This is a genomic window from Polynucleobacter sp. HIN8 (genome assembly GCF_030297615.1).
Taxonomy (GTDB): Bacteria; Pseudomonadota; Gammaproteobacteria; order Burkholderiales; family Burkholderiaceae; genus Polynucleobacter.
The window spans coordinates 195,189-220,835 of the sequence record NZ_AP028139.1; the positions used below are offsets into that span (position 1 = coordinate 195,189).

The window sequence follows — 25,647 nt, forward strand, 5'->3', positions numbered from 1 at the left end:
TCCTCCGGCAACATAGGAGATAGTTCGGTTGATTAGTATTTGTAGTCACTTGAAACTGGCAAAACTGCGAAAACCCTTGCAACAGGGTGACTGGGCCTTCTTCCCAATTTTTTCTACCCTCTTTGAAAAGCTGCTTCCCGCAAGGGCCGCAGCTTTTTTTCCAGGATTCATTAGCGTGCAGCACCCTGTAGTAAGCCGCGCGCCGATGAATAGCTCGCTCGTTTCCCATGGTGCACCGCAAGGCGCAGCTTGGAGTCATGGTCGGGTTTTCTTAATCAGTAGTTTGTTCTAATCCTCACACGTGAAGGAGAATCACTATGGCAATCGCCAAAAAGAAGTCTGCTGCAAAGAAACCAGCTGCTAAGAAAAAAGTAGCTGCTAAGAAACCAGCTGCCAAAAAAGCAGCGAAGAAGCGCCCAGCTGCCAAAAAAGCAGCAAAGCGCCCAGCTGCCAAAAAAGCAGCGAAGAAGCCTGCCGCTAAAAAAGCTGCTAAGAAAAAAGTAGCCAAAAAGCGTCCTGCTGCTAAAAAGAAAAAAGCTGCCAAGAAAAAGCCTGCTAAAAAAGCAGCTAAGAAAAGGCCTGCTGCCAAGAAGAAAGGGGCTTCTGTAAAAAAGCCCGCGGCTAAGCCCGCCGTTGCTGCTCCAACGCAAACTGCGTTGAATCCGGCTGCGGCTTGGCCATTTCCTACAGGCAGCCGTCCCTAAGCGTCAGCTTGGTGGATAGTTGAAGTAGTCTGGATGGGGTCCTTCGGGACCCCATTTTTATTTAGAGGGTAATAGCCGTCCCAAAAGCAGCTTTGAAGCGATCGCTAATTTCAGCGCGCGTTGGTTGATGGTTTTGGGGGCCTTGGTGAGCGATTTTGATCGATCCCATGAGACTCGCTAAGCGTCCAGTCGTCTCCCAGTCCAAACCTTTTTCAAGACCATATAGTAGACCACCCCGAAATGCATCACCGCAACCGGTTGGGTCGGCGACTTTCTCAGCCGGGACTGCAGGAATGTCAATCACCTTGTCTTGCGTATGAATTTGCGCTCCTTGAGCACCTTTAGTAACAATTAGCGCCTCAAGTCGATTGGCAAGCTCGTGAAGCGATAAACCGGTGCGTTGGCAAAGCATTTCAGCCTCATAGTCATTTACAGCAACATAGGTGGCGAGATCTACAAGCTCTAGAAGCTCTTGACCATTAAACATTGGCAGCCCCTGACCTGGATCGAAAATGAATGGAATCTTGGCCTGCGAAAATTGATGGCAGTGTTCCCACATACCAATTCGACCATCTGGAGCGACGATGCCAATGTGTCGATCGTTATTCGACAGATGGGCTATACAGTCGCTTACTCGATTGGTGTGGGAATCATTCATCGCCCCAGGATGAAATGCAGTAATTTGATTGTTGGCAAGATCGGTAGTAATCATCGCTTGAGCTGTGAAGGCCTGATCCAGCTTCTTAATGAACTGGCGACTTATTCCTAGCCTCTCGAGGTGGGAGAGGTAAGGATCTGCATCCGCTCCCACAGTTGCCATGATGAGAGGTTTGCCGCCGAGGAGTTGGAGGTTATAGCCAATGTTCCCGGCGCAACCCCCAAACTCTCTACGCATGCTGGGAACCAAAAAAGCGACATTCAGAATATGAATTTGTTCAGGAAGAATTTGATCTTGAAAGCGACCCTCAAAGGTCATGATCGTGTCATACGCAATGGAGCCACAAATAATACTTGCCATAAAGTTCTCTAAAGGGATGGTGATTGAGTGAAAGAGGGATATGCTACACGTAAGCGATAGCCTGCCGTATTGGCAGGAAGTCGCAGGGGAATAGAAAGGTTAAATTGTTCTTTGGGTGGGGCCCCGGTTTGCTCAAAGTCAGGGTGAGCGTTTTGCCAGGTTTTTGGGAGCCATTCTCTGGGGCCTATCAGAATTTGAGTAATCGTATTTTCATCGGCATCGCTCAGTGTTAGTTCGAGATGGGGGATTGCAACAGGAATCAATAGGCGGTTTTGTAGCTCGATTTGCAAGATGGACTGCACTTCTTCCCCACGCTTCGCTTCATCCATACCAAGATTAGCAAGTTGAAAGCGCCAAGCTTTGAAATCGATCGCGGCAGCTCGAGCGCAAGGTAATACCTTACAAATTACCCGATCCATGGTTTGTATTAACTCAAAGCCATGTAAGGCAATTGGGCTCGGGTTTTTATCTATACTGGGAGCCAAAAAATGCAAGATTGGGATACGCCAAAGACTCCATACAACGAAGCAACTGATGGTAATAAATAGTCCAGTGGCAATAAAAAGCGCTTGCGGACGATGGCGATTGATCTTTGCAACAAAAGTACCAGCAATTACGCGATTCGGTATTTCAGCATCCTCAATCAAGGGCGCATTCGAAATCTGATTTGGCATAGAGACTGGTTTTTGACCATGCAGGCAAACCCAGCCCTCCGAAACCCTCCAGATTGAGAGAGGAATAGCGTTTTTATAGCAATCAATAACCTCTTGTGCTTGCCGCTCCAGGATGCCTGACAGAATTAGTTGCCCACCATCTTGAACGCGTGCGATTAGAGCAGGGGCTAAAACTTGCAAAGGGTTAGCCAAAATATTGGCAATCACAACATCAAAGAGCCGGGAACCAATTGCAACATCAATATCGTCGGGCAGTTGAAACTCAATATCCGTTTGGTTATGATTGGCATTCGCACGAGCCGATTCAATTGCCTGAGGGTCAATATCGGTACCAAAAACCGTTTGAAAGCCCAGTTTTTTGGCGGCAATTGCCAAAATTCCAGAACCGCATCCATAATCCAATACGCTTTGGCTTTTACAAATTCCACTGGCGCTATATTGCTCAAGCCATTCAAGGCACAGTCGAGTGGTGGGGTGGCTACCCGTCCCAAATGCAAGCCCTGGATCCATTGCTAGGCAGATTGCCTCTGGTGCAGAGGGTTTTGGGTGCCATGAGGGAACAATCCACATGCGCTCACCAATCGGAATGGGATCAAATTGATTTTGTGTCATCGACACCCAATCTTGATCTGCCACAATCGATTCAGTAGGGGTTTGAACGGCAAACCCAGCCTCTAATAAAGTGCTGGCGAGCTCTTCCTTATTTACTTCTTGGGTTTGATCAAAAAGCGCCTTAACAACGGATAAATCCCATGCTTGCACGTCTGGCGATAATCCTGGCTCGCCATACAAAGGGTTTTCATCATAGCCACCCGCAGTCGCATCTTCAACCGAAATCGACAGTGCCCCCAGTTCCATAAGGGCATCCCCCAAGGGTTCGGCAATTTCAGCAACAACCGTAAATTGGAACTCGCGGTACGGCATTGGCTCAGGAAAGCCTACTTCTCGCCACGAGTTGCGGATTGCTCCTCAAGGCGCTGTTCAAGGTAATGAATGCTAGTACCCCCCTCAATAAATTTTGCGTCGAGCATTAGCTCACGATGTAGGGGTACATTGGTCAAAATGCCATCAATCACCATTTCGGAGAGGGCAATACGCATTCGACGAATCGCCTGTTCACGAGTTGCTCCATAAGCAATTAATTTACCAATCATGGAGTCGTAGTTCGGGGGCACTAAATATCCGCTGTAGGCATGGGAATCGACGCGGATGCCCGGGCCTCCAGGCATATGCCATGACTGAATTCGACCGGGGCTTGGCGTGAACTTAAAGGGGTCCTCAGCATTTAAGCGGCATTCAATTGCATGGCCTTTAAAGACGATATCGCGTTGCCGAAAGCCCAACTTTTGACCGGCCGCAATTTTGATTTGTTCTTGAACAATATCAATGCCAGTAATCATCTCCGTTACTGGGTGCTCGACTTGCACGCGGGTGTTCATTTCAATAAAGAAGAACTCACCCTTTTCGTAGAGAAATTCAAAGGTACCAGCGCCACGGTAAGCAATTTTTTTGCATGCATCGGCACAACGCTCTCCAATTTTGGCAATCAATTTACGATCAATGCCTGGGGCCGGTGCTTCTTCAATCACTTTCTGGTGGCGACGCTGCATGGAGCAATCACGCTCACCCAACCAAACTGCGTTGCCATGGGTATCCGCTAAGACTTGGATCTCTACGTGCCTGGGGCGTTCAAGGAATTTCTCCATGTAGACTTCGGGGTTACCAAAGGCACGACCCGCTTCCTCACGGGTCATATTCACGGCACTGATGAGGGCTGCTTCCGTATGAACAACACGCATACCGCGCCCACCACCACCACCTGCTGCTTTGATGATCACCGGGTAGCCTACACGCTTGGCGGTCGCCAAAATTTCTTTTGGATTATCAGTGGGTAAAGCTCCGGCAGAGCCGGGTACGCAGGGAACACCCGCTTTGATCATGGCATTTTTTGCAGAAACCTTATCGCCCATTAAGCGGATGGATTCCGGTCTTGGGCCAATAAAAGCAAATCCTGATTTTTCAACACGCTCAGCAAAATCAGCATTTTCTGAGAGAAATCCATAGCCAGGATGAATCGCCTCAGCATCGGTCACTTCAGCCGCTGAAATAATCGCCGGCATATTGAGGTAACTTTGTGTCGAAGGTGCTGGCCCGATACATACCGCTTCATCAGCAAGTTTTACGTATTTGGCGTCTTTATCCGCAGTGGAATACACCACCACGGTTTTAATTCCAAGCTCGCGGCAGGCTCGTTGAATTCGCAGGGCAATTTCGCCACGATTGGCGATTAGTATTTTGTCAAACATGGCGATTAGGCGATGATGAACAGCGGTTGATCAAACTCAACGCCTTGACCGTTCTCACACAAGATTTGTTTAATTACCCCGGCTTTTTCGGACTCAATCTCATTGAGAAGCTTCATCGCTTCGATGATGCAGAGGGTTTGGCCTACTGTTACGGTATCGCCTACATTCACGAAAGCAGGCGCCTCTGGATTGGGAGAGCGATAAAAAGTTCCAACCATTGGAGACTTTTGCACAAAACCCTCAGGCGCTGAACTGACTTCTGGGGCAGCAGCGGAAGCAGAAGCTATTGGAATTTCCTGTTGGATCGGCGCCGGTATGACCATGGTATTCATGGGCAATGCTGCTGGAGCGTTTGTAACGGAGCCAGAATGTCGCGCATTCACAATCTTGACTTTATCTTCTCCTTCGCTCACTTCGAGTTCGGAGATTCCGGATTCGGAGACCAAGTCGATGAGGGTTTTTAGTTTACGTAAGTCCATGCCAAACCTCGTTGTAATGTTTTTAATGAGAAGCCAGTTTGTTCTGAATGGCTGCTAACGCCAATTCATAACCTTGGGCACCTAGGCCACAAATAACGCCCATGGCTAGATCTGAAAAATAGGAATGTTTGCGAAACTCTTCACGTTGGTGAATATTGGAGAGGTGCACTTCAATGAATGGGATTGCTACACCAGCTAAGGCGTCCCGTAGAGCAACGCTCGTGTGAGTAAATCCGCCTGGGTTAATAATGATGAAACCAATGCCGTCCTTTTTGGCTTTCTGAACACGGTCAATCAGCTCACCCTCGTGATTGCTCTGAAAGGTCTCAAGCAAAATCCCAGCATCTTTAGCGAGCATGCCCATACGACGAGTGATGTCCTCAAGGGTTGTTTTCCCGTAAACTTCGGGCTCTCTGGTTCCTAAAAGGTTTAAATTAGGCCCATTGAGAAGTAAAACAGAGGAATTTGAATGGTTAGTAGGCATAGATCGCTACAGTTATTGAAAAATATCGATTAATTTGGCGATAAATCAGGAAAATTAACGTAAGAAGCAGTATACCCCCTGATACCCTGAATTCCTAGAAATTAGCTATTTTTTTAAGAATTTGATTAAAAATAGCAGGTAAGCATGCGAAGAATTTAGATTTAAAATGAGTTAAATTTACCTAAATTGCCTCTTTAATTAACTTTCTGAGCTCATCTTCGCTGATCTTGCCTAATTTTGTACCAGCGATATTTCCTTTAGCATTAATAACCACAGTAAATGGTAGAGCACCTGATGGATTCCCCAGCATTTTATTGATGTCATTACCGCCGAGACCGCCCAAAACGATTGGGTAAGAAATAATCGTAGTTTCAATAAATTGACGAATATTAGATGGTGAATCAATACCGATGCCGACAATTAGCATCTTTTTAGGGTCATATTCCCCTTGAATTTTGTCCAAAGCGGGCATTTCTTCAACGCAGGGTGGACACCAAGATGCCCAAAAATTGACGACTAAAACCTTATTCTTCCAATCTTGGGTCGATATTGGCTTTTGGTCAGGAGAAAACCACTCCCGGTCAAAAAGGGCTTTCACAGCATCTTGCGAAGCGGATTGCAAGGCAGTTCTGCGATTAGCAAAAAAAGCACCAGTTACGGCAGCAACAATCGCTACTCCGCTTGCAATTAGAAAATGACGACGGTTCATGGCTCTCCTTGGCTAAAATCCTCGCATGCATATTCATATCTTGGGCATTTGTGGCACCTTCATGGGTGGAATCGCGGCAATTGCCAGACAGGCCGGTCATGAGGTAACCGGTTGCGACGCGAATGTGTACCCACCAATGAGCACGCAACTTGAAGCACAAGGTATTCAATTAATCGAAGGATACTCTCCTGATCAACTCCGTGAATTTAAATTGAAACCGGATTTATTTCTAATTGGTAATGTAATTTCAAGGGGAAATCCTCTTCTTGAGGAAATTCTGAATCAAGGCTTGCCCTATACCTCAGGACCCCAATGGTTGGGAGAGCAGGTGTTATCGGGCAGACATGTGCTTGCGGTCGCCGGAACGCATGGCAAGACCACAACGACAGCTATGTTGACCTGGATCTTAGAGCGAAATCAACGTAAACCTGGATATTTAATTGGTGGTGTGCCGTTGAATTTTTCAGTTTCGGCTCGCTTGGGCGAGGGGCGCTATTTTGTGATTGAGGCCGATGAGTACGACACCGCCTTTTTTGATAAGCGCAGTAAGTTCGTGCACTATCGGCCACGAACCGCGATTTTGAATAACCTCGAATTTGATCATGCCGATATTTTTACTGATTTAGCGGCGATCGAAACCCAATTTCATCATTTAGTTCGAACCATTCCGCAAACAGGCCTGGTACTTGCTAACGGCTCACAGGAGTCATTGGATCGTGTGATTGAGCGCGGCTTGTGGTCTCCGTTGGAGCGTTTTGGTTTTGGTGACTGCGATTGGTCATTTGAGGATTTAGAAAATGCAGATGGCAAAGGCGGAGCTGATTTTTCAGTTCTTTATCAGGGTAAGAAATGTGCGGAAGTTCATTGGGCAAGGCATTCGGGTGTGATGGGTGTTCATAATCAACTTAATGCATTGGCGGCGATTGCAGCTGCTCACCATATCGGAATTACCCCAGAAGAATCCGCTCTTGCTTTGGCGGAATTTAAAAACGTCAAGCGACGTTTGGAACTTATTGGCGAAAAGAATCGGATTTCTGTTTACGATGATTTTGCCCATCATCCTACGGCAATCGCTACCACCATTGATGGATTGCGTAAACAAATTGGTCGGGCGCGAATTCTGGTGGTGCTTGAGCCACGATCAAACACCATGAAGCTTGGTGTTATGAAGTCGCAGCTTCCAGATAGCTTAAATCAAGCTGATTTGGTGTTTGCCTACGGAGCGGTCAGCGGCAAAGATGCTTTAGGTTGGGACTTGCAAGAGGCGATCGCGCCATTGGGTTCGAAAGCGAAAAGTTTTCATGATCTTGGGCGTTTAGTCGAGGCCGTATGTAACGAAGCCAAACCCCACGATCATGTTTTAGTGATGAGTAATGGCGGTTTTGGCGGCGTTCATCAAAAAATTTTGGCTCGCTTAGAGCACCTTCATCCTTAATTAGAGGAATTGGTATGCGTTTACGAAATAAAGTGGCACTTATTACTGGAGCAGCTAAAGGAATTGGTTTTGCAACTGCCAAACGGTTTTCCGAGGAGGGTGCCAAGGTCATGTTGGCCGATCTAAATGAAGCTGCGGTAATGGAGGCCGTCGGCCAACTTAAGCATGCTGAACCCTATGTATTGAATGTTACCGATCGAGCCAGTATTCAGCGTGCAGTGGACGACATCATCGCTAAACATCAACGCATTGACATATTGATTAATAATGCTGGCATTACTCAAGATGCGCGTTTAGTGAAAATGACCGAGGAGCAATTTGATGCGGTGATTGATGTCAATCTTAAGGGCGTCTTTAATTGCACCCAATTAGTTATTCCTCATATGCTAGAGGCAAAAAAGGGGGCTATCGTCAATGCTTCGAGTGTGGTTGGTATCTATGGTAATTTTGGGCAAACCAATTACTCTGCGACTAAATTTGGCGTAATTGGATTTACTAAAACCTGGGCCCGTGAGTTCGGTCAAAAAGGCATTCGGGTGAATGCGGTGTGTCCTGGATTCATTGCGACTGAGATGGTTAAGGCGATGCCTGAAAACATATTGCAAAGCATTGAGCAGCGCTCGTGGATGGCTCGCTTGGGTACACCAGAAGAAATGGCGAACGTATACCTGTTTCTAGCAAGCGACGAAGCCAGTTATGTCAATGGCGTTACCATTGAAGCAAGTGGCGGGATTTCGCTTTAATGCAATTACTGCATGAGGAGGGTGGTGAGCTACGTATTGCCACAGCCTTATCGTCTTCAGGTGCTGGAGATACGCAGTCATGGCAAGCAAGCGCTTTATCGGGTAAGCATCTCAAGCTAAAATCAAAAGAAGTTTGGCTTCAATTTGAAGCGACTAATCCCCAAGCAGTTCTTGAGGAGGCTCATGGTATTGCTGCAACAATTGATTTGCAGTTGTTATGGGATTGCGCGTCTGATCACGAATTTGCATTTCAGGTGATTGCTAAAGAGTATTTTGGAGATACCGTTAGCACGCCTCAATTGATCGGCTTAGCGATTGCATTGCAAGGAGCCCCTGTTTACTTTCGACGTAAAGGGCGCGGTGCCTTTATGCGGGCGCCATTTGATCAGCTGCAAGCGGGACTAGCGGCAATCGAACGCAAGCAAAGAGATCTTTTGCAACAAGAGGCATGGCAGTTGGAGCTTATCGAAGGAAAGCTGCCAGATGCCTTATCCACGCAGGTGAACAGTTTGCTGTTTCATCCTGATAAAAATAGCTTGGCATACAAAGCCTTTCATGGGGCGTGTGAGCAAACTGGAGAACACCCAGCGCGTTTACTAATGCGCTGCGGTGCTTTGGATTCCCCGCTGTCTTACCATCATGGCCAATTTATACAAGCGCATTTTCCAAAAGGAGAGGGCTTTGCAAGTGATTTTCGGTTTACTAACGCAGAGTATGAAAAGGCCATTGCTGGTTTGCCAACTGCGCAAGTTAAGGCGTTTTCAATTGATGACGCCGGCACCACTGAAATTGATGACGCCTTGTCATTATCGCCAATCGGTAATGGCTTGTATCGATTGGGCATACATATTGCCGCACCCGGTTTATTGATTCAAAAGGGAGATCGTTTTGATCAGGTCGCGCGCGAGCGGATGTCAACGGCTTATTTCCCAGGTGACAAAATTACGATGTTGCCAGAGCAATTTGTTGAGTACTTTTCGCTCGATGCTGGTTCGGCACGTCCGGCTGTCTCCTTGTATGTTGAGATCGATGCTCTAGGGCATCGAACCCAGACCCCCCCGCAAAGCGCACTGGAGTTGGTGCCCATTGAAACTAATCTTCGGTTAGATGATTGGGAGCCTTTAGTTGACGAAGCCTTCTTGGCCCAAGAAAACTCATCATTACCGTATCACGAAACACTTAATCGATTGTGGGTTTTGGCTCAGAATGAATATCAGAAACGCCAAGAGCAGCGGGTTAAAGATGGCTTGCGGGCTGAAGTTTTGGGTCAAGCCGATCCAAATGCCTTGATCCGTGATTTCAATTTCAAGATCACATCACCAACGAATGAGATTGTGATCGAGCCTCGTATTCGAGGTTCGATTTTAGATACCATCGTGGCCGAGTGCATGATCTTATGTAATCGAATTTGGGGGCAGGCGCTGGCTGAGCATGGCTTACCAGCTTTATTTCGGACCCAAAAAGGCTGGGGAGTAATGCGTACGCGTATGCAGACTACGCCCAGTCCTCATGAGGGTTTAGGTGTTGAGTTCTACGCTTGGTGTACGTCGCCTCTGCGTCGTTACGCGGATCTTGTGAATCAATGGCAATTGATTGCCATGATTCGAAATGGGGTTACTGCCAAGATGACAGCCCCATTTCCTCCCAAAGATTCTGAGATTATGGGGATTGCTGCCGATTTTGACGCAGTGTATTTGCAGTATGGCGAGTACCAGTCTCGTATGGAACGTTATTGGTGCCTGCGCTGGTTGGCGCAGGCTGGCTTACCCCATTCAATTTATGCACGCCATTTGAAAGAGGGCATGGCGCGAATTGAGCCCATTCCCCTTCATTTGCCTATTCCTGAATTAGCTGGTCATCCCCGTCTTACCCGCGCTAAGATCGAGATCATGGAAATTGATCTGTTGGATCTAACCGCCAAGGCACGTGTGCTCGAGCTTGAGGCCAATTCCAGCGATATGAGTACTGGGGCAGAGGGAGATTTGCCAGAATGAGATTAGCGCTTCACCCGTTTGTGGTGAGTCGGTCAATTAAGCCGCTATGGATTGCATTGGCTATTTCATTATTGATTCATCTCGTTCTAATGAGTCAACGTTGGTTCGATGCGCCTGAAGTAGATCGTCGCTTAAATACTCCACTTAGCGTTGTATTAGTAAATGCGTCTAGACCCACTCCGCCTCAAAATGCGCAGAAACTGGCACAAGCCAATTTGGATGGTGGTGGCTTAACCATCCGGGAAGATGCGAGTGCGATGCATCGCGCTCACTTAGGGGCCGATGCTAAGTTAGAGGCACTCGAGAAGCGCCAAAAACAATTGTTATCGAAGTTGGATGCCGAGAAAAAGCAGGCAACTGGATCGCGATCGGGCGATGAGTCAAAACCGCTCTCCCAGACCAATGCATTAGAGGCCGAGCTCGCTAGACGACTCAGTCCCGAGGGACGCCTTCCGCGTCGAGTTGCGCTGAGCGCGAGTAGTACGAAAACGGTTGTATTTGCCTATTACTATGACGGCATGCGTCAAAAGATTGAAGCCTATGGCAACACTTTTTTTCCTCGTGTTCAAGGACGGCCGTTGTACGGTAGCTTAGTGCTTACGGTGAGCGTTGATGCCGAGGGTCGGATTACCAATAATGTTAAAGGCCGCGAAGGAATTGAGGTGAGTCGCTCTTCAGGTATCCCCGAGCTTGATCGTCAAGCGGTCGCGATTGTGCGTGCTGCTGCTCCGTTTGGGCCTTTTCCGAGTGAAATGCGTCAGAAAATTGATATTTTGGATTGGGTTTCAACCTTTGAATTCGCGCGCGATTTGAATGAGCAATCAGGTAACCGTCTTGAATTAAGAAACGGCTCCAAACCATGAACCACTATCCATTTTTGACGACGCTTGAGCCAAGTCTCTTTGCTGGGAAACAAACATATGCTGTATTTGGTCATCCAATTGGGCATAGTAAGTCACCCCTAATTCATGAGCAGTTTGCTATGCAAATTCAGCGTGATATTAAGTATTTACGAATTCAACCGTCGCTTGATGGTTTTGCAGCAATGCTTACCCAATTTTTTGCTCTGGGTGGTCAAGGGGCAAATATTACGATCCCATTTAAGCTTGATGCATATCAGCTATGTCAGCAATTGAGTTCGCGTGCTCGGTTAGCGGGTGCTGTCAATACGGTCTGGCAAGATGAAGGGGTGCTCTGCGGTGATAACACCGATGGGGCTGGATTGGTGGCCGATCTTCTTTCTCAAGGCGTGGCCATCAACAAAGCGGATGTTCTCATTCTGGGGGCTGGTGGCGCAAGCCGTGGCATCGTTGAACCCCTGCTTACCCAAAGGCCAAAACGGCTTTGGATTGCCAATCGGACTTCTCAAAAAGCCGATGAGCTCGTTTTGTTATTTCAGTCTCTGGCAAGCGAGCATGGCGTTGAATTGATTGCCAGCAGCAATGCTCAGTTCGAAGAAAATGCACCTTCATTTTCGCTTGTGATTAATGCCAGTGCGGCTGGTCTTGATGATCAAAGTCCTTTAAGCAAATTGGCTGCGGATCATGTTTTTTGTACCGGTGGTTTTGCTTATGATTTGGTGTATGGCAAGACCACAGTATTTATGGAACAGGCCTTGCAGCGTGGCTGTCGAATCAGTGATGGTTTGGGAATGTTAGTTGAGCAAGCTGCTATTGCATTTTGTCAATGGCACCGGGTGGGTATCGAGCGCTTAGATACCCGAGCCGTTATCGCGCAGTTGCGCCACATGTAATCATCATGTCATGGGCGATGTATTTCCTCAAATGCATGGCATGGGGAGTGGTCGGTTTGCAACTTTACTTTGTGATTCAGATTGGCCTATGGGCATTCATTAATCCAAGCAGTACCGCATTTCAGAGGGCTGAACGTTGGCGTATCTGTCACTTGAGCTTGACCTGCCCAATTCAGCATCGCTGGGTTCCATATGCACAGATTAGCAATGATTTAAAGCGAGCAATACTAGTGAGCGAAGACGACATCTTCTTTAAGCACAACGGTGTGCGTATCGATGATATGCAAAAAGCGTGGGAGCGCAATCAAAAAGGGGGCAGTAGAGTTGTGCGTGGAGGCTCCACGATCACACAGCAATTGGCTAAGAATTTATTTCTTTCTTCAGAAAAAAACTATCTACGCAAAGCGCAAGAGCTTGTTATTACCGGTCTTTTAGAGTTGATGCTCTCCAAAGAACGCATTCTTGAAATCTATATGAATTCCGTTGAATGGGGCGAAGGAATTTTTGGAATCGGTGCCGCAAGCTCTCATTACTATGTAGCTAATCCAAAAAATATCAGTCGTGAACAAGCAGCTAACTTGGCATCTGCTCTACCAGCCCCGAAGTGTTTTGATAAAAGCAAATATTGCAAACGCGGTAGTATTAACTTTGAAGTGCGACAACAATTTATCTTAGAGAATATGGACCGCGTGGTTTTACCTAAAAACCGTTAGCAATACAAAGCATCTTCTTTATGTGACTTGCGCAGACTGAATCGCATCGCGGGTTGCCATCGCTACTTTTCTGGCAGCATCCGCAAAATCGTCTTTGGCACTGGCATACAAAATCGCGCGCGATGAATTAATCATCATTCCCGTACCGGGTCGATTTGCCACTTGGCCCGCAGCAACCGTCGCTTTTATATCTCCACCTTGCGCCCCAATTCCAGGAATGAGTAAGGGCATATCGCCGACGATGGTTCGAACTCGAGTGATTTCTTGGGGGAAAGTGGCACCCACCACAAGCGCAATTTGACCGGTTTGATCCATTTCTTTAGCAAGGATTGCAACGCGTTCAAAAATCGCCTGATGACCATCGGTCAGAAGGTTTTGGATATCTGATCCACCGGGATTAGAGGTGCGGCAGAGAATAATGACCCCTTTGCCAGGATGTTGCAGGTAGGGTTCAATTGAGTCTTTACCCATATATGGGTTGACTGTAACGGCATCGGCTCCATAGCGCTCAAAGGCCTCCAACGCGTAATGCTCTGCGGTACTCCCAATATCCCCTCGTTTCGCATCCAAAACTACCGGGATCTGTGGGTAGTTTGTTTTGAGGTGGGCGATTAGCTCCTCCAATTGACCCTCTGCCCGTTGGGAGGCAAAGTACGCAAACTGTGGTTTAAAAGCACACACTAGGTCGGCACAGGAATCAGCAATTTCTTTACAAAAGGTGAGGATGGCTTTGGGACTTTTGCCTAAACTGGGTGGAAAGCGCTCGGGGTCGGGGTCTAACCCAAGGCACAGCATGCTGCCCTGGGACGCCCAAGCGGCCTCGATCTGATCCCGAAAGGATCCCGGATTTTTTGCCAAATGTAATGAACGATTCATAGTGCATAGGATAAACTAGGGCATTCGTCGGGAGTTCACCATGATCAACTTGTTCGTCCTACAAAACGGTCGTCTATCGCAAGAGCAAGTCGAAGATCGCAATGAACTGCTCCAACACCACAATCCAATTTGGATTGATGTGATTGACCCTGAAGAGGAGGAGCTTCTTTGGATTAAAGAAGCTTTTGCAGTCCAACTCCCTGAGTTGGATGACCTTGGGGACCTGGAGGCGTCTGCACGCTATTTTGAGGCAGACGATGGGCATCTGCATATTCGTACCGATTTTTTGCTTGACGAAGAAGACACATCACGGAACGTGAGGGTTGCATTCGTTCTAACCAATCAGGTTTTGTTCTCAATCCATGATGAAGATTTACCAGTATTCCGACTCGTACGATTACGGGCGCGTTTACGTCCAGGCTCGGTCAGTAATGCTAAGGATGTATTACTTGATTTGTATTCCACCGATGCTGAGTACTCTGCCGATGCGCTTGAAGAGGTTTATGAAAATCTCGAACGCGCGGGTAAGCGCGTTTTATCGGAAACCATTACCGATGCCGACGCTGCCGAGGTCCTTGAGACGATTGCTACGGAAGAGGATACCAATGGCCGAATTCGTCGTAATGTGATGGATACGCGGCGCGCACTATCATTTTTGATGCGCAGTAAGTTATTGTCCGACGAGCAGCAAGAAGAAGCACGTCAGATTTTGCGAGATATTGATTCGCTAGAAAATCATACGGCATTCTTATTTGACAAGATTAACTTCTTAATGGATGCCACGGTGGGTTTTATTAGCCTGAACCAAAGCAAAATTATTAAGATATTCTCCGTGGTCTCGGTCGCCTTAATGCCCCCAACCTTATTGGCCAGCGTCTGGGGTATGAACTTTGAATACATGCCAGAACTTAAAGAAACTTGGGGCTACCCATTGGCAATCATCAGCATGATTATTTCTGCAATGATTCCCCTGGGCTACTTCCGCCACAAAGGCTGGTTGAAGTCAAATTAGCGGGTGGCGCTTGGCGTGAATTGCGCGAGCAGTGACTGAATGGCGTAAATGCAGGCTTGCTCCCGTATGCTCTGACGGTCACCGCTTAACTGTTTTGTTTGCGAGCGAGTTTGAATTAAGTTGTTCTCCCGCCTTCCCCAGGCAAAGCAAACCATCCCTACTGGCTTATCAATGGTTCCACCACCAGGTCCCGCGATCCCAGTTATGGCAATGCTCACTTGGGCGCGACTATTTTTGAGGACGCCCTCAGCCATGGCTTTTGCAACTTCTTCGCTGACGGCCCCGTAGCGCTCAATGAGCGAATGCGCTACGCCAATACTCTCTTCCTTGGCTTCATTGCTATAGGTGACAAAGCCCCGCTCAAACCATTGACTTGATCCACTGAGATCGGTGAGGTGTGCAGCCAATAAGCCTCCAGTGCACGACTCAGCGAGAGCAATACTGAGCTTATTGGCTAGCAGTGTTTGTGCCAATTGTTGAACTAAAGAGATCATTGATGAATTCATGTGAGCCAGTGTATTCCAAGAATCACAATCAAAATTGTGAAAAGAGCAGCGATGAGATCATCAATCATGATGCCAAAACCGTATTTGATGAGATGCGACGGGTTGACATGTTCTTGATGGATCCAGATTTTCTTAAAGTATTGGTCCACACAGCTAATGGGCCATGGTTTAGCAGCATCGAAAAACCGAAAGATTAAAAATGCAATCGCTTGCACTAAAAAATTTGTCGATCCAATAAAAAATAGGATCCAACCAAATGCAATCACCTCATCCCAAACAATTGAGCCGTCATCGGGGCGACCAAGATCGTGGCTGCATTGACCGCAAGCCCATAGACCATAGAGCGATCCAATGCAAAGTAGAAGACATAATGCGGTCGTTGGAAGAATTGCGTTGAGGATCAAAAACAATCCCCAGGCAAGCAGCGTGCCAGCCGTGCCTGGGGCAAGTGGAGAGAGCCCGCTACCAAAGCCGATACCAAACACCCGATGCACAGATCCCAGCATCCAAGCAAATGATGGGGGGTGAGCTGAATTCATGAGCATCTAATCTCGAAAGTGATCAAAGGAACGTTGAAGTTCCTTAGTTTGTTCAGGGCTTAATGGCACGCCATCACTATTTTCGAGTATCAGTGAGTTTTTATTCTGAGATTTGATGATTTGCCCGATGCAGGTGAGAGGAAGTCCTAGCTCTGCTGAAAGCTTTGTAATTTTGTCGTGCTGATTTGGATTTGTTGTGAAACAGAGCTCATAGTCATCCCCACCGGATGCTGCACATTGATACTGAATTGCTTGCGCTTGTCGACGCAGTACTTGTGAGCGAGGCAGGGCATCGATATTAATCTGGGCGCCCACATGGGAGGCCTCCAAAATGTGTCGTAAATCGCCCAATAATCCATCCGATATATCCAAGGCTGATGTTGCAATTCCGCGTAGGGCGATTCCAAGTGCGACTCGTGGTAAAGGCGAATGAAGTCGCTGATTGACTTGATCCAGATCTTTAGACTCGAGGTCGAGCGACCATTCATTGCGGTGATGAGCAAGTGCTAGGCGCGCATCACCAAGCTCACCTGAGACCCAAATGGAGTCGCCAACCTGAGCGCCCGATCGATTAATTGCTTGTCCGCTTGGAATCACACCAAAAGCCGTGATGCTGATCGTCAATGGCCCTTGACACGTATCACCGCCAATTAGGTGGCAATCGAAGAGTTCGGCTAAATCAAAGAGACCATTTGCAAATCCATGTAGCCATGCTTGCCTTTGTTTTGGTAAGGCGAGCGCCAAAGTAAATCCCGTAGGCTTAGCACCCATTGCAGCGAGATCCGATAAATTCACCGCCAGGGATTTTTTTCCGACAAGGTAAGGGTCGGCGTCCGCAAAAAAGTGCCGATCAGCTACCAACATATCGGTTGTGATTACCAGCTCTTCGTTTGGGCGAGATGCGATCACCGCTCCGTCATCACCAATACCTAGAAGCGGTGCGTGTTGAGGTTTAGCCTTCATCATTTGCTCAGCGCGCGTCTTGAAAATATCGCGAATTAACTCAAATTCCCCGAGTTTGTGGGTATTTGATGGCGGGCTCTGAAGGAATTGCTTTGTCATCTTTGTATTGTAGGCGGGCTTTAAGGCCCATTCATGCGAGACCTGCCGTTTCAGAGGGCATTCAAAGGGCAGTCTTTAGAGGAATAGAATAGAGCTTTTAGCAATTTTGTTTTAGGCTTCAAGCCTCTTCATCCCATTACCGTGAAACCCTATGAGTCAATCAGGCAATAAACCCAATCAAAACAAAGAAGAGCAAATTAAAGCTTTACGTGAAGCTGCTCTGAAGTACCATGAGTTTCCGGTGCCCGGCAAAATATCCATTGCTCCTACCAAGCAATTGACTAATCAACGGGATCTGTCCTTGGCTTATACACCGGGGGTGGCAGCAGCTTGTGAGGAAATCAATCGAGACCCCGCTACTGCATTTCGCTATACCGCTCGCGGTAATTTAGTTGGCGTGGTCACCAACGGCACGGCGGTTTTAGGTTTGGGTGATATTGGCGCACTGGCAAGTAAGCCCGTCATGGAAGGTAAGGCGGTACTCTTTAAAAAGTTCGCTGGGATTGATGTGTTTGATATCGAAGTTAATGAGAGTAATCCCGAGAAATTAGTGGAGGTTATTGCCGCTTTGGAGCCAACTTTTGGCGGAATCAACCTCGAAGACATCAAGGCCCCCGATTGCTTCTTGGTCGAGCGTAAATTGCGTGAGCGTATGAAGATTCCGGTCTTTCATGATGATCAACATGGCACAGCGATTGTGGTCGCTGCAGCGATTCTCAACGGCCTGAAAGTCGTTGGAAAAGATATTACAAAAGTAAAGTTGGTCACATCCGGTGCCGGTGCGGCAGCGCTTGCATGCTTAGAGTTATTGGTTCATCTCGGCTTACCAAAGAGCAACATCTGGGTAACCGATATTGTTGGCGTGGTCTATGAAGGCCGCATTGAACTCATGGATCCGCAAAAATCACCTTTTGCGCAAAAGACTGACAAACGTACCCTAGGCGATGTGATTGAGGGAGCGGATGTATTTTTGGGCTTATCCGCTGGTGGAGTCTTGAAGCCAGAGATGGTTGCCAAAATGGCGCAGAAGCCTTTGGTATTTGCCCTTGCAAACCCTACACCTGAGATCTTGCCTGAAGAGGTAAAAGTCGTTAGGCCTGACGCAGTGATGGCGACCGGGCGCACTGATTACCCGAATCAAGTCAACAATGTCCTATGCTTTCCCTTCATCTTCCGTGGTGCTTTGGACGTAGGGGCAACCACGATCACTACGGAGATGGAAATCGCTGCAGTGAAGGCAATTGCCGAGTTAGCCCAAGCCGAGCAAAGCGATGTGGTGGCAGCTGTTTACAGTTCTGAAAACCTGGCTTTTGGCCCAGATTATTTAATTCCAAAACCATTTGATCCACGCTTAATTACAGCGATTGCGCCGGCCGTTGCGAAAGCTGCCATGGACGGTGGTGTCGCAAGTCGCCCGATTAAGGATTTTGCGCTTTACAAGGATCAATTGCAGCAATTTGTGTATCACTCGGGTACGGTTATGAAGCCCTTATTTGGGATCGCTAAGAAGATCCCAATGGAACAAAAGCGCATCGTCTTTTGTGAGGGCGAAGATGAGCGAGTAATGCGTGCGGTTCAAGTCATGCTCGATGAAAGTTTGGTCAATCCCATTCTGATTGGGCGTCCATCGGTCATTGAGCATCGCATTGAGAAGTTTGGCCTGCGCATGAAATCTGGTGTGGATATTGAGATTGTTAATCCAGAAAGCGATGCGCGCTATCGGGATTTTTGGCAAACCTATTTACAGCTCACTGAGCGCAAGGGAGTAACAGAGTCGTTTGCGAAGCTTGAGATGCGCCGTCGTAATACCTTGATTGGTTCTATCCTTCTCAAAAAAGGTCAGGCAGATGGCATGATTTGCGGCACCATCAGCAACACCGCCACTCATTTGAAATACATTGATGAGGTCATTGGTCACGAGCCCGGTGCAACCGTTTATGGAGGAATGTCTGGACTGATATTGCCTAATCGCCAAGTCTTTTTGGTCGACACCCACGTCAATATTGATCCAAGCGCTGCTGAGTTGGCTGAGATCACACTTTTAGCTGCTAGCGAGATGCGTAAGTTGGGAATGACCCCGAAGGTCGCGTTGCTCTCCCACTCAAACTTTGGCTCTAGCGATGCCCCATCGGCTGTAAAAATGCGTGAAGTATTAGCCATCTTGCAAAAAGCCGCCCCCGAACTTGAGGTTGATGGTGAAATGCACGGCGATTGTGCTCTGGATCCGGAGACTCGCGCTGGTGCCATTACAAATTCAACTTTACGTGGGGAGGCCAATTTATTGGTCTTGCCCAATATTGATGCTGCCAATATCTCCTATAACTTATTGAAAACGGCTGCTGGTAATGGCGTAGCCATCGGACCGCTTTTATTGGGGGTGGCAAAGCCCATTCATATTTTGACTCCAGCAGCGACCGTTCGCCGTATTATTAACGTGAGTACGCTAGCAGTGGTGGAGGCTGCAAGCCAATCCAAGGGCTTATTTTAGAGCGGAAATATACTTAGTAAGTAGTCGCTCACTTTTAAATTATTGATAAAAATCAATCACTTATAAAATTAGTTCATGGATTGGGCTTGATTTGGAGGCGGGATAAGGGTAACCTATTACCCATCATGAATATTCTTCCTGAAAACATTACTTTAGCAAGCGTCGAAGATCACAGCCGCGCAGAAAATTGGGACAGAAATGATCAAGCCGATCGCGAGATCTCGGCGGCGAGCGTTTATGCGCAGGGCGGGCTATCGCGTCTTCAGACCTATGCTGCCAATCAAGACCTAGGAAAAAAAGTGACAGCTTCTTGGCGTGCCGCTTTGGCTATGAGGGATGCTGGCCCCCCAGCAATGTTGCGCAGTGTTCGTCCCAATATCGTGCAATCAATTCGTGCATTTAGAACCAGTGATTTAGCGGAGGCCGCAACGGAGTTAGGCCAACACTTTGTTTATGCAAGTTGCACCAATGCCAATACCAAGGGCGAGGTACTCGAAGCAATCGCGAACGCCTATATGTTTACCAAACAGCAGGCTAAAAACTTTGATCCACTGTTGGATGCGCTGACAACTTTAGTTGACAAAGCAGGTCCGCAGCCAGGCTTTGTAGTCGTACTTGAGGGCTTGCCTTGCACCCAAAAGTTTGACAAGGAAGCAAGAGAGACCCTATTGGATGTATTCCGCGACGCGGTTGAGTTTTGGTCCGAGCGCCGGGTTCCTTATCGGGTCTTTTACTCGTTCGCTTAATTCGCTTTTAAATTCCAAATACTTTCAACGGCTGAGATCGCAACGATCCCAGCCGTTTCTGTTCGTATTATGCGTGGACCAAGTGACAAGGTTATAAAACCAGCCTCTTTAGCACTTGCCTCTTCCTCTCTACTAAAACCACCTTCCGGACCAATCGCGATGGCAATACTTTGGGGCGAGTGTCGGTTTAGAAATTGGTGCAGCGAATCGGTACCAGTTGGGCTCAGAAGTATTTTTAAGCCAGCTTTACTTTGTTTAAATGCATCTCGAGGATATTGAGTCGGAGTAACTTTTGGAATGACGCTGCGATCGCATTGCTCACAAGCCGCTTGGGCAATTGCCTGCCAATGTAACATGCGTTTTTCTAGTCGCTTGGGTTCGCTTTTAAGTTTCACCACGGAGCGATCACACTCAATAGGGGTAATGATTGATGCCCCCGTTTCTACAGCCTTCTCAATGATCCAATCCATTTTGTCACCACCGGCAAGCCCCTGAACAAGCTCTAGGTAATAGGGTAGTTCGCGGTGCCGATCTTCTTGGATTTGCTCGATTTCGATCTGCGGATGGATATCATTGATTTTGGAAAGTCTTCCTATAGCGGTGTAGCCTTGGCCATCAAAGACGGTGAACACATCATCTGGTCCAATACGACGAACGCGTAAATGATGGGCTAGATCCCCGTCAATTGGAACTTGAAGTTTAGGTAGTTTGGATTGGGCCCAATCACCTGCTAGGTAGAACTGTGGCATACAAGCTCAGTGAGTAATTGAATCAATCACTTTTTCTTATTGCGGCAGTTCTTTTTTTGGCAATGACCATACATTGCCAGCGAATGCTCTTGTAACTTAAATCCAAGGGATTTGGCAATTTCGTTTTGGCGTTTTTCAATCGCTGAATCAACAAATTCTTCAACATGACCGCAATCAAGGCACACAAGATGATCGTGATGATTGCCCTCATTAAGCTCATAAATGGCTCGGCTATCACCTTTGCTTGACTCAAAATGGCTACGAAGTAAGATTCCAGCTTGCTCGAACTGGGTCAAAACACGATAAACCGTGGCAAGACCGATATCCGAGTTGTCCTTGACCAGGGCCATATAGACTTCCTCAGCACTAAAGTGCGAATTTGCGTTTTCCTGAAAAAACTCAAGGACTTTCATGCGAGGCGCCGTGACTTTTAAGCCGATTTCACGGAGGTCGGTGGGGGAAGCGTTCTGGCTCATACGGTTTGGCTCGATCGGCAGGTTTGGGCGCTAAAATCAGATACTTAATGATACGTTGAACTGTTGACCCATGCAGATTAGCATTTTTACTTGCCGCAAGCCAAATCGAGCTTTTGCATCACGGATGTTGATCGTGCTGTGCGTTTGTTTTGGTTTAGGAGCGTGCACTTCAGCCGTTGATAATACCCAGCGAGCTTGGATGAACAGTATTTTTCAGCCATATGTTCCGGATGTGGTTCAAGGTAACTTTATTTCCAGCGAGCAATACGCTCAGCTAAAAGTTGGAATGAGTCGTGAGCAGGTACGTCAAATTATGGGTACACCATTACTCGCTAGTTATTTTCACGCAAATCGCTGGGATTATGTGTTTGAGTTTAAGCGTGAGGGTCAGACGATTGGTAAAGAGCGTCGCGTAACTTTATTTTTTGAAGGTGACAAACTCATTAAATTTGATGGCGATGCTCTGCCTACTGAAGTAGAGCTTGTGGCGGAGATTGATAATTATGCGCGGGAGAGACGTAGCTTTTGGGATGTTGTAACCGGAAAAAATAAGCCACCGAAGCCTGTGAAGAGGGCACCCCCTGAAGTGATGGTGATTAGCCAGCCCAATAACTTACCTAACCCAACACCACAACCCGATGTGGTGGTTACCCCTGTTAAAAATTAATCAGAGAACTAGCGATGCCAATGAAATTTGCAGTTGCGGGAGCGACCGGAAAAATGGGCAAAATGCTCATCGAGACGATTCTGAGATCGCCTAATGCTCAATTAACGGGCGCCCTTGAGCATCCTGCATCCCCCCTATTAGGAACGGATGCGGGTACTTTTTTAGGTCAACAAACCAATGTCCTAATTACGGGTGATTTAGCGAAGGGTTTGGCGGGTGCAGAGTATTTAATTGATTTCACCCGCCCTGAGGGAACCTTGCTGCACCTTGAGGCCGCAAAGCGGGCGGGTGTCAAAATGATTGTTGGTACTACCGGCTTTACCCCTGAGCAGTTACAACAACTTCGAAGTGCTGCTGACACCATTGCCATGGTGTTTGCTCCCAATATGAGTGTAGGAGTGAATGCCACTCTCAAAATTTTGCAAGTGGCTGCACAATTACTCAAGCAGGGGTATGACATTGAGATTGTGGAAGCGCACCATCGTCACAAAGTGGATGCACCTTCAGGAACTGCCATCAAAATGGGTGAGGTGATTGCTAAGGCGCAAGGCCATTCCCTAGCTGATTTGGCGGTGTATGCTCGTGAAGGTCACACTGGTGAGCGTAAGCCAGGTAGCATTGGTTTTGCAACGATACGGGGCGGTGATATCGTGGGCGATCACACTGTAATCTTTGCTGGCGAGGGTGAGCGGATCGAAATTAGCCATCGCTCAACGAGCCGTCAATCCTACGCCGAAGGTGCTTTACGCGCAGCCACTTTTTTACAAACTCAGTCCAAAGGCTGGTTTGATATGCAAGACGTCTTGGGCCTCAAATAATTTAATCCCTAACAACAAGAATAATTAATGGATAAACATCAGGCTAAGGATTACGATTTTCGCAGCATTGAAGCGCATGCGCACGAGCAATGGCGCACTCAGGATGTCTATCGCGTCACAGAAAATGCAAGGACAAGGACTGGTCAATTAAAGCCCAAGTTTTATGCCTGCTCGATGCTGCCTTACCCCTCAGGTAAGTTACACATGGGTCATGTGCGCAACTACACCATCAATGATGTGATGGCACGTCAACTCCGCATGCAAGGCTACAACGTTTTAATGCCGATGGGATGGGATGCATTTGGTATGCCAGCCGAAAACGCTGCACTTCAAAACAATGTGCCGCCCGCACAATGGACCTATCAAAACATTGATTACATGCGGGGTCAGATGGCAGCAATGGGTCTTGCGATTGATTGGTCGCGAGAGATTGCAACCTGCAAGCCGGATTACTACCGTTGGAATCAATGGTTATTTTTAAAGATGCTTGAGAAAGGCATCGCTTACCGTAAAACCCAAACGGTTAACTGGGATCCGGTAGATCAAACGGTTTTAGCGAATGAGCAAGTGATCGATGGGCGTGGTTGGCGCTCGGGCGCCTTGGTTGAAAAACGTGAGATCCCTGGCTATTACCTCAATATCACTGCGTATGCTGAGGAGTTATTGACCGGGCTTGATGATCTAGCCTGGCCTGAGCGTGTCAAGATCATGCAACAAAACTGGATTGGTAAAAGTCATGGGGTACGTTTTGCATTTACCCATGAAATTCAGGATGACGCTGGTCGTTTAATTAATGATGGCAAGATGTATGTGTTTACGACGCGTGCCGATACCATCATGGGCGTTACATTTTGTGCAGTTGCTGCTGAGCATCCACTAGCGTCAAAGGCTGCACGATCCAATCCAGAGTTAGCGCAATTTATTGAGCGCTGCAAAACCGGTAGCGTGATTGAGGCCGATCTAGCAACCCAAGAAAAAGAGGGCATGCCAACGGGTTTATATGTGACTCACCCTTTAACCAACGAGCCAATTCCACTCTGGGTTGGTAACTACGTACTCATGTCGTATGGCGATGGCGCGGTGATGGGGGTTCCTGCTCACGATGAGCGTGACTTTGCCTTTGCCAACAAATACCATTTGCCCATTAAGCAAGTGATTGCTGTAAAAGGCGTAACCGATATTTTTAATCCCTCACGCTGGCATGAGTGGTACGCACAAAAAGAGAACACCGAGTGCATTTACAGCGGCCCCTATGATGGCTTATCGCATCCAGACGCAGTCCAGGCGGTTGCGAAGGATCTAAAAGATCGAGGTCTTGGTGAGTTAAAAACTACCTACCGTTTGCGCGATTGGGGAATCTCTCGTCAGCGCTATTGGGGAACTCCAATCCCAATGATCCATTGCGTCGATTGCGATGAAGTACCAGTCCCTGAATCGGATTTACCCGTAGTGTTGCCCGAAGATTGCGTACCCGATGGTTCTGGTAATCCCTTGAACAAACGTGAGGATTTTTTAAAGGTCAATTGCCCAAAGTGCGGTAAGCCTGCGCGGCGTGAGACCGACACCATGGATACCTTTGTGGATTCCTCATGGTATTTCATGCGCTACACCGGTCCCGATGCGAAGACCATGGTGGATTCGCGCAATGATTACTGGATGCCAATGGATCAATACATTGGCGGAATTGAACATGCAATCTTGCATTTGCTATATGCGCGTTTTTGGACCAAGGTGATGCGCGATTTAGGCCTAGTGCGATTTGATGAGCCCTTCCAAAATCTCTTGACTCAAGGAATGGTTCTCAACGAAACCTTTTATAAAGAAGATCAAAGCGGTAAAAAGCAGTGGATCAACCCTGCCGATGTGGAGTTAAATCTCGATGAGAAGGGGCGACCTATTGCAGCCAAGCTCATCAAGGATGGCTCAGCAGTCCATATTGGTGGCGTGGAGAAGATGGCCAAGAGTAAAAATAATGGAGTTGATCCACAAGCTTTAATCGATCAGTATGGTGCGGATACAGCACGCCTCTTTACGATGTTTGCCGCACCTCCTGAGCAGCAACTCGAGTGGTCAAGCGCTGGAGTGGAGGGTGCCGCTCGATTCCTGCGACGTCTGTGGATGTATGCAAGCTCGCAAGCCGATCATTTGCAATCGGCAAAAGCTTCGATCCCTGATGATTTAAGTGCTGCTGAAAAAGAACTGCGCTTTGAAGTGCATACGATTTTGAAGCAGGCAAACTTTGACTATCAGCGTCGTCAGTACAACACCGTGGTTTCAGCTGCAATGAAGATGCTCAATGTCTTGGAGCCGATTAAGTTAGATCGGGATGCGAATTCGATTCGTCCCGAAATCCTTTTTGAGTCCCTCGGCATTTTGTTGCGAATTTTGTACCCCGTGGTGCCGCACTGCACTTATGCGCTGTGGGGCGATCTTGGATTTACGAAACACTTTGGCTCCTTACTGGATGCACCCTGGCCACAAATCGATGAGTTCGCTTTAGTTCAGTCTGAGATTGAGTTGGTATTGCAAATTAATGGCAAACACCGTGGTCAAATTAAGGTGCCTGCCGATGCCTCAAAAGATGCAATTGAGGCGATGAGCTTGCAAGCTGAGCCCGTCTTACGTTTACTAAACGGCGTGCCCCCCAAAAAGATCATTGTGGTTCCGGGTCGCCTAGTTAATGTGGTTGCATAAGC

The 25,647-nt window shown here is 47.6% G+C and carries 26 protein-coding genes and 1 pseudogene; 14 read left to right on the forward strand and 13 right to left on the reverse strand.

Translation table 11 applies throughout. From position 1 onward, the window contains the following. The first annotated feature begins 49 nt into the window (after nt 1–49). A complete protein-coding gene (locus QUE65_RS01060; protein WP_286281278.1) occupies nt 50–292 on the forward strand; it encodes a hypothetical protein in 243 nt (80 codons plus the stop codon). A gap of 25 nt (nt 293–317) precedes the next feature. Beyond that, nucleotides 318–704 carry a histone gene (locus tag QUE65_RS01065; RefSeq protein WP_215371166.1) on the forward strand — a complete coding sequence of 129 codons (387 nt, stop codon included), beginning with the start codon at nt 318–320 and terminating at the stop codon, nt 702–704. A gap of 61 nt (nt 705–765) precedes the next feature. On the opposite strand, the gene QUE65_RS01070 is transcribed toward QUE65_RS01065, so the two are convergent. The 7 genes and pseudogenes from QUE65_RS01070 to QUE65_RS01100 form a co-directional block, all read right to left on the reverse strand. Then, nucleotides 766–1,722, reverse strand: a complete 957-nt coding sequence (locus tag QUE65_RS01070; protein ID WP_286281280.1) for a carbohydrate kinase family protein — start codon at nt 1,720–1,722, stop codon at nt 766–768. Between the two features lie 8 nt (nt 1,723–1,730). Then, nucleotides 1,731–2,396, reverse strand: coding sequence for a DUF3426 domain-containing protein (locus QUE65_RS10360; RefSeq protein ID WP_353506678.1), 666 nt, complete (start codon nt 2,394–2,396; stop codon nt 1,731–1,733). A gap of 9 nt (nt 2,397–2,405) precedes the next feature. Next, a pseudogene (gene prmA, locus QUE65_RS01080) lies at nt 2,406–3,320 on the reverse strand (50S ribosomal protein L11 methyltransferase); the annotation flags it as partial. 14 nt (nt 3,321–3,334) lie between these two features. Then, nucleotides 3,335–4,702 carry an acetyl-CoA carboxylase biotin carboxylase subunit gene (gene accC, locus QUE65_RS01085; protein WP_286281282.1) on the reverse strand — a complete coding sequence of 456 codons (1,368 nt, stop codon included), beginning with the start codon at nt 4,700–4,702 and terminating at the stop codon, nt 3,335–3,337. A gap of 5 nt (nt 4,703–4,707) precedes the next feature. Next, nucleotides 4,708–5,181, reverse strand: coding sequence for an acetyl-CoA carboxylase biotin carboxyl carrier protein (gene accB / locus QUE65_RS01090; protein WP_286281284.1), 474 nt, complete (start codon nt 5,179–5,181; stop codon nt 4,708–4,710). 22 nt (nt 5,182–5,203) lie between these two features. Continuing rightward, entirely contained in the window at nt 5,204–5,665 is a 462-nt protein-coding gene (gene aroQ, locus QUE65_RS01095) for a type II 3-dehydroquinate dehydratase (RefSeq protein WP_286281285.1), read from the reverse strand. Nucleotides 5,666–5,846: 181 nt separating this feature from the next. Next, a complete protein-coding gene (locus QUE65_RS01100) occupies nt 5,847–6,374 on the reverse strand; it encodes a TlpA family protein disulfide reductase (RefSeq protein WP_286281288.1) in 528 nt (175 codons plus the stop codon). Nucleotides 6,375–6,399: 25 nt separating this feature from the next. On the opposite strand from QUE65_RS01100, the gene mpl reads away from it, so the two are divergent. The 6 genes from mpl to mtgA are packed head-to-tail and all read left to right on the forward strand — an operon-like array spanning nt 6,400 to nt 13,012. Continuing rightward, a complete protein-coding gene (gene mpl / locus QUE65_RS01105; protein ID WP_286281289.1) occupies nt 6,400–7,809 on the forward strand; it encodes a UDP-N-acetylmuramate:L-alanyl-gamma-D-glutamyl-meso-diaminopimelate ligase in 1,410 nt (469 codons plus the stop codon). Between the two features lie 14 nt (nt 7,810–7,823). Beyond that, nucleotides 7,824–8,552, forward strand: coding sequence for a beta-ketoacyl-ACP reductase (locus QUE65_RS01110; protein ID WP_286281290.1), 729 nt, complete (start codon nt 7,824–7,826; stop codon nt 8,550–8,552). After that, nucleotides 8,552–10,546 (forward strand): ribonuclease catalytic domain-containing protein, encoded by a 1,995-nt coding sequence (locus tag QUE65_RS01115; RefSeq protein WP_286281291.1) that lies wholly within the window; start codon nt 8,552–8,554, stop codon nt 10,544–10,546. The genes QUE65_RS01110 and QUE65_RS01115 overlap by 1 nt, the downstream gene beginning before the upstream one ends. Then, nucleotides 10,543–11,409, forward strand: coding sequence for an energy transducer TonB family protein (locus QUE65_RS01120; protein ID WP_286281292.1), 867 nt, complete (start codon nt 10,543–10,545; stop codon nt 11,407–11,409). Before QUE65_RS01115 ends, QUE65_RS01120 begins: the two co-directional genes overlap by 4 nt. Then, nucleotides 11,406–12,299, forward strand: coding sequence for a shikimate dehydrogenase (gene aroE / locus QUE65_RS01125; RefSeq protein ID WP_286281293.1), 894 nt, complete (start codon nt 11,406–11,408; stop codon nt 12,297–12,299). The genes QUE65_RS01120 and aroE overlap by 4 nt, the downstream gene beginning before the upstream one ends. Before the next feature lie 5 nt (nt 12,300–12,304). Beyond that, the gene (mtgA, locus tag QUE65_RS01130; RefSeq protein WP_286281294.1) at nt 12,305–13,012 is read left to right on the forward strand and encodes a monofunctional biosynthetic peptidoglycan transglycosylase; all 708 of its coding nucleotides are present in this window, start codon (nt 12,305–12,307) and stop codon (nt 13,010–13,012) included. Between the two features lie 18 nt (nt 13,013–13,030). On the opposite strand, the gene pyrF is transcribed toward mtgA, so the two are convergent. Further along, complete coding sequence (gene pyrF, locus QUE65_RS01135; RefSeq protein ID WP_286281295.1) at nt 13,031–13,888, reverse strand: orotidine-5'-phosphate decarboxylase; 858 nt, start codon at nt 13,886–13,888, stop codon at nt 13,031–13,033. A gap of 40 nt (nt 13,889–13,928) precedes the next feature. Here pyrF and corA point away from each other — a divergent pair, with 40 nt between their 5' ends. Further along, the gene (corA, locus tag QUE65_RS01140; protein ID WP_108507748.1) at nt 13,929–14,900 is read left to right on the forward strand and encodes a magnesium/cobalt transporter CorA; all 972 of its coding nucleotides are present in this window, start codon (nt 13,929–13,931) and stop codon (nt 14,898–14,900) included. Here corA and QUE65_RS01145 read toward each other — a convergent pair. From QUE65_RS01145 to thiL, 3 genes are read right to left on the reverse strand one after another with little or no spacing between them, the layout of a single operon-like run. Beyond that, nucleotides 14,897–15,406, reverse strand: a complete 510-nt coding sequence (locus tag QUE65_RS01145; RefSeq protein ID WP_286281297.1) for a CinA family protein — start codon at nt 15,404–15,406, stop codon at nt 14,897–14,899. The two genes, corA and QUE65_RS01145, sit on opposite strands and share 4 nt — an antisense overlap. Continuing rightward, on the reverse strand, nt 15,403–15,945 hold the full coding sequence (locus QUE65_RS01150) for a phosphatidylglycerophosphatase A family protein (protein ID WP_286281299.1): 543 nt from the start codon (nt 15,943–15,945) through the stop codon (nt 15,403–15,405). Before QUE65_RS01150 ends, QUE65_RS01145 begins: the two co-directional genes overlap by 4 nt. A 6-nt stretch (nt 15,946–15,951) precedes the next feature. Further along, on the reverse strand, nt 15,952–17,007 hold the full coding sequence (gene thiL / locus QUE65_RS01155; protein ID WP_286281301.1) for a thiamine-phosphate kinase: 1,056 nt from the start codon (nt 17,005–17,007) through the stop codon (nt 15,952–15,954). 151 nt (nt 17,008–17,158) lie between these two features. Between thiL and QUE65_RS01160 the strand changes: the two genes are divergently transcribed. After that, entirely contained in the window at nt 17,159–19,495 is a 2,337-nt protein-coding gene (locus QUE65_RS01160) for an NADP-dependent malic enzyme (protein ID WP_286281303.1), read from the forward strand. A gap of 125 nt (nt 19,496–19,620) precedes the next feature. Next, nucleotides 19,621–20,241 carry a barstar family protein gene (locus tag QUE65_RS01165; RefSeq protein ID WP_286281304.1) on the forward strand — a complete coding sequence of 207 codons (621 nt, stop codon included), beginning with the start codon at nt 19,621–19,623 and terminating at the stop codon, nt 20,239–20,241. Here QUE65_RS01165 and QUE65_RS01170 read toward each other — a convergent pair. Next, nucleotides 20,238–20,990, reverse strand: a complete 753-nt coding sequence (locus QUE65_RS01170; RefSeq protein ID WP_286281306.1) for a 16S rRNA (uracil(1498)-N(3))-methyltransferase — start codon at nt 20,988–20,990, stop codon at nt 20,238–20,240. The two genes, QUE65_RS01165 and QUE65_RS01170, sit on opposite strands and share 4 nt — an antisense overlap. Before the next feature lie 26 nt (nt 20,991–21,016). After that, the gene (fur, locus tag QUE65_RS01175; RefSeq protein WP_215371220.1) at nt 21,017–21,466 is read right to left on the reverse strand and encodes a ferric iron uptake transcriptional regulator; all 450 of its coding nucleotides are present in this window, start codon (nt 21,464–21,466) and stop codon (nt 21,017–21,019) included. A 70-nt stretch (nt 21,467–21,536) separates the two neighbouring features. Between fur and QUE65_RS01180 the strand changes: the two genes are divergently transcribed. The 3 genes from QUE65_RS01180 (at nt 21,537) to leuS (ending at nt 25,645) form a co-directional block, all read left to right on the forward strand. Further along, nucleotides 21,537–22,133, forward strand: coding sequence for an outer membrane protein assembly factor BamE (locus QUE65_RS01180; RefSeq protein WP_286281309.1), 597 nt, complete (start codon nt 21,537–21,539; stop codon nt 22,131–22,133). Nucleotides 22,134–22,153: 20 nt separating this feature from the next. After that, complete coding sequence (gene dapB / locus QUE65_RS01185) at nt 22,154–22,951, forward strand: 4-hydroxy-tetrahydrodipicolinate reductase (protein WP_286282373.1); 798 nt, start codon at nt 22,154–22,156, stop codon at nt 22,949–22,951. A 66-nt stretch (nt 22,952–23,017) separates the two neighbouring features. After that, nucleotides 23,018–25,645 carry a leucine--tRNA ligase gene (gene leuS, locus QUE65_RS01190; RefSeq protein ID WP_458574773.1) on the forward strand — a complete coding sequence of 876 codons (2,628 nt, stop codon included), beginning with the start codon at nt 23,018–23,020 and terminating at the stop codon, nt 25,643–25,645. The last annotated feature ends 2 nt before the right edge of the window (nt 25,646–25,647 follow it).

Coding starts and splice junctions, on each gene's coding strand:
- QUE65_RS01170 (WP_286281306.1), bottom strand. CDS start 20,990: ATGCCACAGTTCTACCTAGCAGGTGATTGGGCCCAATCCAAACTACCT.
- QUE65_RS01120 (WP_286281292.1), top strand. CDS start 10,543: ATGAGATTAGCGCTTCACCCGTTTGTGGTGAGTCGGTCAATTAAGCCG.
- QUE65_RS01070 (WP_286281280.1), bottom strand. CDS start 1,722: ATGGCAAGTATTATTTGTGGCTCCATTGCGTATGACACGATCATGACC.
- mpl (WP_286281289.1), top strand. CDS start 6,400: ATGCATATTCATATCTTGGGCATTTGTGGCACCTTCATGGGTGGAATC.
- corA (WP_108507748.1), top strand. CDS start 13,929: ATGATCAACTTGTTCGTCCTACAAAACGGTCGTCTATCGCAAGAGCAA.
- accC (WP_286281282.1), bottom strand. CDS start 4,702: ATGTTTGACAAAATACTAATCGCCAATCGTGGCGAAATTGCCCTGCGA.
- pyrF (WP_286281295.1), bottom strand. CDS start 13,888: ATGAATCGTTCATTACATTTGGCAAAAAATCCGGGATCCTTTCGGGAT.
- QUE65_RS01160 (WP_286281303.1), top strand. CDS start 17,159: ATGAGTCAATCAGGCAATAAACCCAATCAAAACAAAGAAGAGCAAATT.
- QUE65_RS01065 (WP_215371166.1), top strand. CDS start 318: ATGGCAATCGCCAAAAAGAAGTCTGCTGCAAAGAAACCAGCTGCTAAG.
- fur (WP_215371220.1), bottom strand. CDS start 21,466: ATGAGCCAGAACGCTTCCCCCACCGACCTCCGTGAAATCGGCTTAAAA.
- QUE65_RS01150 (WP_286281299.1), bottom strand. CDS start 15,945: ATGAATTCAGCTCACCCCCCATCATTTGCTTGGATGCTGGGATCTGTG.
- aroQ (WP_286281285.1), bottom strand. CDS start 5,665: ATGCCTACTAACCATTCAAATTCCTCTGTTTTACTTCTCAATGGGCCT.
- QUE65_RS01100 (WP_286281288.1), bottom strand. CDS start 6,374: ATGAACCGTCGTCATTTTCTAATTGCAAGCGGAGTAGCGATTGTTGCT.
- QUE65_RS01110 (WP_286281290.1), top strand. CDS start 7,824: ATGCGTTTACGAAATAAAGTGGCACTTATTACTGGAGCAGCTAAAGGA.
- QUE65_RS10360 (WP_353506678.1), bottom strand. CDS start 2,396: ATGCCAAATCAGATTTCGAATGCGCCCTTGATTGAGGATGCTGAAATA.
- dapB (WP_286282373.1), top strand. CDS start 22,154: ATGAAATTTGCAGTTGCGGGAGCGACCGGAAAAATGGGCAAAATGCTC.
- accB (WP_286281284.1), bottom strand. CDS start 5,181: ATGGACTTACGTAAACTAAAAACCCTCATCGACTTGGTCTCCGAATCC.
- mtgA (WP_286281294.1), top strand. CDS start 12,305: ATGTCATGGGCGATGTATTTCCTCAAATGCATGGCATGGGGAGTGGTC.
- QUE65_RS01115 (WP_286281291.1), top strand. CDS start 8,552: ATGCAATTACTGCATGAGGAGGGTGGTGAGCTACGTATTGCCACAGCC.
- QUE65_RS01180 (WP_286281309.1), top strand. CDS start 21,537: ATGCAGATTAGCATTTTTACTTGCCGCAAGCCAAATCGAGCTTTTGCA.
- thiL (WP_286281301.1), bottom strand. CDS start 17,007: ATGACAAAGCAATTCCTTCAGAGCCCGCCATCAAATACCCACAAACTC.
- QUE65_RS01145 (WP_286281297.1), bottom strand. CDS start 15,406: ATGAATTCATCAATGATCTCTTTAGTTCAACAATTGGCACAAACACTG.
- aroE (WP_286281293.1), top strand. CDS start 11,406: ATGAACCACTATCCATTTTTGACGACGCTTGAGCCAAGTCTCTTTGCT.
- QUE65_RS01165 (WP_286281304.1), top strand. CDS start 19,621: ATGAATATTCTTCCTGAAAACATTACTTTAGCAAGCGTCGAAGATCAC.